The sequence below is a fragment of the Sphaerisporangium sp. NPDC088356 genome (assembly GCF_040685555.1).
GTDB lineage: Bacteria > Actinomycetota > Actinomycetes > Streptosporangiales > Streptosporangiaceae > Sphaerisporangium.
On the sequence record NZ_JBFBIK010000093.1, the window covers coordinates 21,813 to 31,077 of the forward strand.

At 69.2% G+C, this 9,265-nt stretch carries 4 protein-coding genes; 1 reads left to right on the forward strand and 3 read right to left on the reverse strand.

The features are described from left to right. Positions 1-17: 17 nt before the first annotated feature. A complete protein-coding gene (locus tag AB0O34_RS27290; RefSeq protein WP_363920044.1) occupies positions 18-434 on the reverse strand; it encodes a hypothetical protein in 417 nt (138 codons plus the stop codon). A gap of 1,156 nt (positions 435-1,590) precedes the next feature. Beyond that, positions 1,591-4,305, reverse strand: coding sequence for a hypothetical protein (locus tag AB0O34_RS27295; protein ID WP_363920046.1), 2,715 nt, complete (start codon positions 4,303-4,305; stop codon positions 1,591-1,593). A gap of 519 nt (positions 4,306-4,824) precedes the next feature. Between AB0O34_RS27295 and AB0O34_RS27300 the strand changes: the two genes are divergently transcribed. After that, positions 4,825-6,498 (forward strand): alkaline phosphatase D family protein, encoded by a 1,674-nt coding sequence (locus tag AB0O34_RS27300; RefSeq protein ID WP_363920048.1) that lies wholly within the window; start codon positions 4,825-4,827, stop codon positions 6,496-6,498. A gap of 196 nt (positions 6,499-6,694) precedes the next feature. Here the strand turns inward: AB0O34_RS27300 and AB0O34_RS27305 are convergent, their stop codons facing one another. Beyond that, on the reverse strand, positions 6,695-8,359 hold the full coding sequence (locus tag AB0O34_RS27305) for an MFS transporter (protein ID WP_363920050.1): 1,665 nt from the start codon (positions 8,357-8,359) through the stop codon (positions 6,695-6,697). Positions 8,360-9,265 lie beyond the last annotated feature (906 nt).

The window sequence follows — 9,265 nt, forward strand, 5'->3', positions numbered from 1 at the left end:
TGTCGCTATGACGCGAGTCAGAGGCCGAGGCCAAGACCCAGGCCGAGGCCGAGGCCGAGGCCACCGCCGTGACCCACGCCCACTCCGTAGCCGACACCGCCGCCGGAGCCGTACCCGGCGCCGTAGCCGAAGCCGCCGCCGTAACCGCCACCGTAACCGGCGCCGTAACCCGCGCCGTAGCCGTAGCCACCGCCGAGGCCGTACCCGCCGCCGAGGCCGTAGCCGTAGCCACCGCCGAGGCCGTAAGCGCCGCACCCGGCGCCGACGACCGTGGGGACGACCGTGGGAATGACAGCCGGGCCGCACGGGCAGCAGTCGGCGATGGCGCCCTTGGAGGTCTTCGCAGGCTTGGCCGCGTCGGCGGAGGCCATGGCGGCAGGAGCGATGATGGCCATGCCGGCGCATGCCGAAATGACCAGAAGACGGCGAATCATGTGTGACTTCTCCCTGTACGAATCATCGCCGCAGAAGTCCACTCACAGACCTTCTGTTCAGCGGTGATTACTGAATGTGACCGCTCAGAGAGTACCCAATGGCTGAACAGGTATAAGGGCGGGGAAGAGTCAGACAGCGGCAATGATTATGGGCCGACGCTCAAATGAATCTGAGTTAACAGCAATGTCGATCCGTACGCTTTACACCGGATCCGTACCTGCTTTTTTGCCCGATTCACCGGCCACGGAAGTCGCTGCTCGATGACCTGAGCGGGCAGGACACCCCCGGGGCCGACGAAAGGCCGCGACGGCGTGGCGGACTTTGCCTGGGAACGCGGTTCTCTCCCCTCAATCGGACCAAAGGGACTTTCCAGCCCGCGCGCTGAGCGGCGCTCCGTGGCACCGAATTTCGAGAATGAGATGAATGGCGCAACAATCTGCGATTTCCAGGGTTCCGCCCAGGTTGTTCGAGACCGGATCAGGAAGCGGACAGGAGGTCGGTGGCGAAGGTGAAGAACGCGCGCGCCGCCGGCGACTCCGGTCAGTCATGCCGGTGGACGAGGGCGACCGTACGGCGCGGGTCGGCGCCCGTGATCTCCAGGACGCGCCGGCGCGGGGCGCGCCGGGTCGCCGACCGCGCACCTCGTTCCTACGGGCGCGACCGCACCGCTGCGAGCCCGCGCCGATCTCGCCCGTCCCCCGTCGACCCCCGCGGGAGAGCTGTCGGTCCGCCCGCCCTCGGGGGACAGCACCCTGTACGTGCACGCGGCGCAGGCTGACGGCCACGAAGTACGGACCAGCCCGCTGTTCTTCACCTCCACCAGGTGATGGATCGTCGAGGCCCCGGCCGTTAACCGTCATGCGGCCGTCCGCATTGGTGTGACCTGGCCCACAGAACGCACCGGCATGTTTAGGCCGGTCGTGCTGGGCACGTTCTCCGGCGTTCAGGGTGCCATCGCACGTTCCGATGTCCGATCCGAGCAGAGGGGGTAACACCGATGGAAGCACGTCAGCCGTCACCCCGGGCGCGAGACCTCGCGATCGCCGGCCGCTCGTCCGAACCTTTCCCATCACGCAACGAGATCCGCGAAATGGCTTCCGGATGGGGCCCGGGTGATGCCACCGACCGGAAGTGGCCGTACAAGGGCTAGCGCGTTCATTCCTCCTTTGGGCAGGGAAACCTGTTTCCCGCCGGCCCCCAGGCGGACGGATTTTCCTGGTCGGGAAGAAGGCCGCACGCCATCAGGGTGACGACCGTTCCGTCCGCCTTGGGCTGGAGCATGTACACCGCCTTGTTGAGCGGGTACTTGTGTCCACCGCCGAGGCTGAGGACTCCCGAGGCTCCCAGGTAATTGGGAACCCCCGGGTTGGCGAGCTGCGCGTACACCTCGCTGGGCCGGAAGTTCGCGTCCGGGTACTGCGGATAGACGAGGTTGATCACCTTGGAGACCACGTTGAGGGCGTCGTAACCTCCCGCCGCGTCGCTGTTGGCCTTGTTGTTCCTGAACAGGTCGCTGAACTGCTTGGAGAACCGGCCGTAGCCGTCCTGGCCGTGCACGGTGCCGCTCGCGTTGAAGGCCACGTAGTACAGGGAGAGGAAGGGGTAGTCCTTGGCCAGAAGGTCGGGATGGTCGAGGAACTTGGCCGCCGTGCTCTCCGCGATCACGATGAGTCTCCCTCGCTTCTGGTGGCACTCGGCGGTGTCCTGCATGGCGTTGAACAGGTCGGGCATCACCGCCGAGCGCCCCGCGTAGACCACGAAGCCCCGCGACGACCGGACGCCGCCGCAGACGGCGCGGGCCACGTCGGAGGTCCGCTGGCCGTCCTCCTGCTCCGAATAGGCGATGGGCTCGATGTCGGCCCCGCGGTAGTACTCGGCGAACTTGTCCTTCAGGTCGGTGCTGAAGAATCCGTCGTGCGGGTCGTACACCACGACCACCGCCCTCGGCGCGGGGGCGTCCGCGTTTCGCACCTGCTCGGAGTGCCGCGCGAACTCGGCCATGACCTGGGCGATCCGGCTGTTGGGCGGTGACACCTGGAAGTAGCGGGACGGGGACTCGTAGTCCACCATCTTGCTGCCCGTCACCGAGCTTCCCACGACGGGGATCTGCGCCGCGTCGAGCTCCTTGACCGCTTCGAGCGAGGCGGGCCGGCTCTGCGTGATGCCGATGACCGCGGCGATGTGGTCCTTGTCCACCCTGCTGATGATCTCCTGGGCGACGTCCGGCCCCCGTGGGTTGCTCGCTCCGTAGGTGAAGTACTGGCCGGCGTTGGCGATGAGAAGGCGGATCCGCATCTGGTACTTGCCGTCGCGGCCGTTCACCTGGGACTGCGCGGTGACCGCCCCGCGCAGGCTCTGGAGGCCGTTCGGCGCGGTGTCGCCCGTCCGCGGGCTCACGCTCAGCGGCGCGAAGAAGACGACGGACCTGTAGGGGGCGTTGAGGTCGACCAGGGCGTTCTGCCTGGCGACGGCCTTCTCCAGCTCCCGAAGTTCGAGGCCTTCGGGACCCGGGGCGGCGAGCGTGCATTCGCGCCCGTCGGTCACGCCCACGACCTCACCGGTGGCCACGGGGTGACACGGAGACGGTTGCCGGTTGACGACGAAGAGCCCCAGCCCCGCCGCCACCAGCACCACCGGCACCAGCAACGACAGGACGGGACGTACGTAGTCCCCGCCGCCTGCGGCCCTGGCCGGGACCTCGAAGTGCGTGCGGAGCCACTGCCTGGCCGCCGCGTCGTCGTCCTCATGGGAGAGCGGCACGAGGTACACGCCTTCGGCCGACAGGTCGGCGGAGCGTCCGGTGTACAGGTCGCGCACCTGGTCGGCGATGTTGCTGGGGCGCCTGGAGCGGGGATCGGGCGTGATCGGCACGGCGTAGGAGGGGACCTTCCCGGTGACCGCCCCAAGCACCATCAGCGGTGAGGAGGTCTCGGCGGGGGCGGCGCCGACGTAGGTGTCGAGGAAGCTCCGGCTGGGGGTGTCCTCGTCGCCGACCGAGCCGAGCAGGAGGACGAAGGGCCACGGTCGCCGCGCGCGGTAGATCCAGAACCGTGAGGGCCGGACCGCCTTGTCGAGGTCGCGCAGCAGGGCCATCAGCAGGATCCGCTGGACGAGGGCGTCGTCGTCCCTGAAGTCGCCGTCCTCGGCGATCTCCAGGGCCACCTTGAGGAAGTCACCACCGGGGATCCTGAGCTCAGGGCCGACCCAGCGCCAGGCCCTGCCCCGGCTGAGCCAGACCCCGTACACCCACCGTGGCAGCCCGACGACGAGCATCTCGAACACCCTCAGGGGGAAGCCCGTGAGGGCGTTCTTCCCCTGGGCGTCGGCCAGTTTCGCGAGGACGCCGAGCCAGGGCCTCCTTTCGGCGAGGTCCTCGTAGAGCCGGTCGCGCAGCCGGCGGCGGGGCGCGGGTCCGTCCCCTGCGGTGGTGTTGAGGATCTTGAGGCAGGTGTGGAAGCGAGGGAGCCGGAGCCTGCCGCTCCCGGGAGGCATCGAGCGCTCCAGCTGCTTGGCCATCCTCTTGAGGAGGACGATGTGCGTCTCGGGCTCGCCCGCTCCGTCCTGGCCGCCGGCACGTCCTCGGGGTAACCCTGCGTCGTCGATGAACGCGTGCGGGACGAGGCCCACGAGGTCCGTGGATCGGCGGCGGAGCCGGTCGCGGTACCTCACGATCATCTGGGTCGCCGTGGTGTCGGCCACGGGCTCGGTCATGGTGGGGCGGGAGTCGCGTTTCAGCAGGATGACCGGAAGCCGGCGATTGTTCGGCCGCCTTACCGCGAAGGCGTCGATCTGCTTGACCAGGTACTGAATCCCTCTGGGAAGGAATTCGTCCCCGACTTCCTCCGCGTCCGGGCCTGCTGCTCCCTGCACGGCACTCCCCTCCCAAAATTCATCGGCACACCAGAATCCGAGCCCTATTTCTCAACAAAGAGGACATTCCAGGCACATTCGCAGGTCGGGGGCTCAGGGGGTGACCGTTCAGGCCTTCGTACCTGCCAGACGAAAACCATATCGGCGGAATATGCGGCTGGGAGGTACTCCCGCAATTCGGTCAGTTCTCGGGACCGCTAATCCTCGTCATACGGGGAGGCCTGCCGCCGCCGTGCCAGACATATCAGTAAAGAACTGCAGGTGATATCGAGAGGCATGCCGTGCGGCCAGGCGCGCGAGACTGCCCGGAGAGCACCGGTAACGTGCGTTTACCGGCGTCCATGCCCTAGCTCCGCAGGTGACGGCGGTGCGTCGCCGCCCTGATGGTAGGAAATCGCCAGAACAGGTGTCCAAGGTGGAAGATGTCGCCTTTTTCATGACTTGTGGTGTTAACCGCAGAGTCATGATCCTTGGCGAGGCTACGAGCGTCCCTCACCCCTGATCTTCTTGGGAGCTCCGGTGTCGCACCTCGACCGAAGATCGTTCCTCGTGACCGGGCTGGCCGCGGGCGCGGTCGCCACCATCCCCGCGACCGCCGCCCTCGCCGAACCCGACCCCGCCGCGGAGACCGCGCAGAGCCTGGCAGGAAGGGGCCTGCGGAGCGACCCCTTCACGCTCGGCGTCGCCTCGGGCGACCCCGACCCCACCGGCTTCGTCATCTGGACGCGCCTGGCCCCCCAGCCGCTGGCCGAGGACGGCCTGGGCGGCATGCCCTCGCGCCCGTTCCCGGTGCTCTGGCAGGTGTACTCCGACGCGCGGTGCCGTCGCGCGGTGCGCGCGGGCGTGGCCATGGCCGCACCCGAATGGGGTCACAGCGTCCACGTGGAGGTGGACGGCCTCTCCCACGACCGCGAGTACTGGTACCGCTTCCGCGTCGGACCGTACGTCTCGCCCGCCGGCCGGGCCAGGACCGCCCCGCACCCGCTCTCCTACGGCGGTGCGCTCACCATGGCGTTCGTCTCCTGCGCCCAGTACGAGCACGGCTACTTCACCTCGTACCGGCGCCTGGCGGAGGACCGCCCGGACCTCGTCCTGCACCTGGGCGACTACCAGTACGAGTACACCAAGGACACCTACACCGTCCCCGGCGGCAACGTCCGCGACCACGAGGGCCCCGAGACCGAGACGCTGGCCAACTACCGGCAGCGGCACGCGCAGTACAAGGCCGACCCGGACCTGCAGGCCGCGCACGCCGCGGCGCCGTGGCTGGTCGTCTGGGACGACCACGAGGTCGACAACAACTGGGCCGACGAGGTGCCAGAGAATCCCCAGCCGAACTTCCTCGCGCGCCGCGAGGCCGCCTTCCGCGCGTACTACGAGAACATGCCGCTGCGGCGCACCTCCATCCCGCACGGCATCGACATGCAGCTTTACCGGCGGATCCGGTGGGGGCGCCTCGCCACCTTCCACATGCTCGACACCCGGCAGTACCGCGACGACCAGGGCTGCGGCGACGGCTACGACGACTGCCCGGCGGCCGTGGACCCGGCCCGCTCGATCACCGGGGCCGCGCAGGAGGCGTGGCTGCTGAACGGCTTCCGCGAATCCCGCGCCCAGTGGGACGTCATCGGCCAGCAGGTCTTCTTCGCCCAGCGCGACAACAACGCCGGACCGGCCAAAGTGACCAGCCAGGACGCCTGGGACGGCTACGTCGCCTCCCGCCGGCGGATCACCCAGGGATGGGTGGACGCGAAGGTTCGCAACCCCGTCGTGCTCACCGGCGACGTCCACGCGCACTGGGCCAGCGACCTGAAGCTCGACTACGACGACCCGACCGGTCCCTCGGTCGGGTCCGAGCTGGTCGCCACCTCGATCAGCACCGGCGGCAACGGATCGGACTCCGACCCCGCCGCGCACCCGTACCTCGCCATCAACCCGCATCTGAAGTTCTACAACAACCAGCGCGGCTACGTGATGACGAAGATCGAGCGCGACCTGATGACCTCGGACTTCCGGGTGGTGCCGCACGTCCAGGCCCCCGGGTCCGAGGCGTACACCAGGGCCACCTTCGTCATCGAGGACCGGGTGCCGGGAGTGCGGCAGACCTACCTGCGCCCGCTCGACCCCGCGCTCCGTACGGCCCGCCCGATCACCGTGGAGGAGACCGTGGAGCTGGAGACCAAGCGCCCCTGACCCGCGCACGACTCGGCACAGCCGATCCCCCGGCATCCGCCGGGGTACCGGTGGGGCAGGTCGACCTCGGCGTGCCCGGCCAGCCAGGTGCGCAGCGCCTCGGCGTCGGCGCGATGTCGGCCTGCCGGGCACATGGAAGGAGCTGGGCGGTCACGGGTGGTTCCGTGGCGGCCCAGCTCCGGCTGGAGGGTGGGGGCTAGTCGATGGTGGCCAGGACGGGGTGGTCGTCCCTGGCGGGGGTGTGGTCGTTGTGGGTGGTGGTCGTGGTGGCCAGGACGGGCTGCTCGGTGGACTGCTGGGTGGGCTGGTCGGGGGTGGGCTGGTCGGGGGTGGTGGGTTGGTTGGTGTTGCGCAGGATGGTCGCGGAGATGATGGCGAGGGCGATGAAGATGGTGGCGCCGAGAGCGGCGACGATGTTGAGGCCGGTGGTGTAGGCGGTCTGGGCGGTGGTGGTGAGGTCGGTGGCGAGTTGTCCGGTGAGGTGCTGGGCGGTGGCCAGGGCGGCGGTGATGCTTTCTGTGGCGGTGTGGGCGGCGGTGGTGGGCAGGCCGGCGGGTAGGTGGGTGGTGAGGTCGGTGCGGTAGACGAAGGTGGCCAGGCTGCCCAGGGCGGCGACGCCCATGGCGACGCCCAATTCGCCGCTGGTTTGGCTGATGGAGGCGACGGAGCCGGCCTTGTGGGGGGGTACGGCGCCCATGACGAGGTTCATGGTGAGGGACATGGGGAAGGCGATGCCGAAGGAGGCCAGGACGAGGCCGGTGATGAGGTAGGGCAGGCCGCCGGTGACGGGGACCTGGGTGTGGATGATCAGTCCGGTGGCGGCCAGGAGCAGGCCGGCGGCGATGACGTAGGCGGGGCGGATGGTGCGGGCCAGGGCGGGGGCGGCCATGGAGCCGATGACCATGGCGATGTTCTGGGGCAGGAGCCACAGGCCGGCGTTCATGGGGCCGAGGCCTTGGACGGTTTGCAGGTAGAGGCTGGACAGCAGGGTGGTGCCGGCCATGACGATGCCGGCGAGCAGGCCGACGCCCATGGCGGAGCTGAAGAACCGGTTGGCGAACAGTCGTACGTCCAGCAGAGGGTTCCGCAGGGTGCGCTGGCGCAGGACGAACACGATGGCGATGGCGATGCCGACGGCCAGGGCGGCCAGGGGGGTGGGGTGGGGGCCGGTGCGGGCGAGTTCTTTGAGGCCGTAGATGGCGGGCAGGATCGCGGCCAGGGACAGGGCGACGCTGGCCAGGTCGAGGCGTCCGGGGTTGGGGTCGCGGTATTCGGGGAGCAGGCGGGGGCCGACGACGAGCAGCATGATCATGACGGGGACGCCGAGCAGGAAGGCCGAGCCCCACCAGAAGTGCTCCAGCAGCAGGCCGCCGATCAGGGGGCCCAGGGTCATGCCGCCCATGAAGCAGGCGAACCATACACCGATGGCCGAGCCCATCTGTTTGGGGTCTTTGAACATGTTGCGGATCAGGGCCATGGTGGAGGGCATCAGGGTGGCGCCGGCGATGCCGAGCAGGGCGCGGGAGGCGATGAGCATCTGCGGGTTGACCGAGTAGGCGGCCAGGATGGAGGCCACGCCGAACGCGGCGGCGCCGGTGAGCAGGAGTTTGCGGCGGCCGATCCGGTCGCCCAGGGTGCCCATGGTGACCAGGAACCCGGCGAGCATGAACGAGTAGATGTCCAGGATCCACAGTTGCTGGGTGGAGTCGGCGCCGAGCCCGGCGCTCAGGTGCGGCAGGGCCAGGTACAGCACGCTGATGTCCAGCGACAGCAGCAGGGTGGGCAGGGCCAGCACCGCCAGCCCGATCCATTCACGCCGCCCGGCCCGTGAACCCGGGCCGGCCTCGAGGTTCGCATTCATCGCACATTCCTTCGTGATCGGTGGTCCGCGACAAAGCGGGTCGTGACGCAGGCGGACTGCGCCTTTCCCTGCTATCCGGCCGGGCGGGCGGACGGGCGGCTCCGTGGCGCCGTCATGCCCTCCGACCGTTGATCTTCGTTGATCGGCTCGCCGCTCTCCGCGCCGCCGGACCGTGACCCTTGCCGGGCTTCGATCGGCGTCCCTTCGAGCGTGTGAATACCGTCCCACCGACAAACTTATTTGTCAAGGAAGCTTTTATCTTCGGCGAGTGGAGGCGCCGAGCTCCGCGTGGTGATCAGCGTGCGGCAGATCGGCGAGGGCCACCTGTCGTCCATCGGCTTCGCCACGGCGCTGATCGGGCCTGGCACCGACCTCACCGTCGCCGACCGCCCGGGACCGCTGGCCGTGGGCCACGGCGGGTGCTCTGGCCCGCCAACGCGGCGGAGAGCAACGGGATGGAGGACGCCCGCTTCGTGAGGGTCCAGGGAGAGGACGGCGCGCCCTGGCTACCGGGCGACCTACACCGCCTATGACGGGCGGCACATCAGCTCGCGCATGCTCGCAAGCGACGACTTCCGCGCTTCGAGGTCACGCCCCCGCGCGGGCCTGCCGCCGCCAGCAAGGGAATGGCGCTGTTCGCTCGTGCTGACCCACGGTGTCGGCCCGATGCGCGGCTACGGCATCGGCGCGCTGATGCTCCCTCGACGAGCCGCACCGGGTCATCGCCGCGCTGCCGGGCACGCTCCTCACGCCGGATGAGACCGAGCGTGAGGAGTACGTGCCCAACGTCGTGTACTCCCGCGGAGGCCTGCTGCACGGGGGCGCGCTGTGGCTGACGTACGGGGCGAGCGACGCCCGCATCGGGTTCGCGCACGTCGCCCTCGGACACCATCGCCGCGGCGATGG

Coding starts and splice junctions, on each gene's coding strand:
- AB0O34_RS27305 (WP_363920050.1), bottom strand. CDS start 8,359: ATGAATGCGAACCTCGAGGCCGGCCCGGGTTCACGGGCCGGGCGGCGT.
- AB0O34_RS27290 (WP_363920044.1), bottom strand. CDS start 434: ATGATTCGCCGTCTTCTGGTCATTTCGGCATGCGCCGGCATGGCCATC.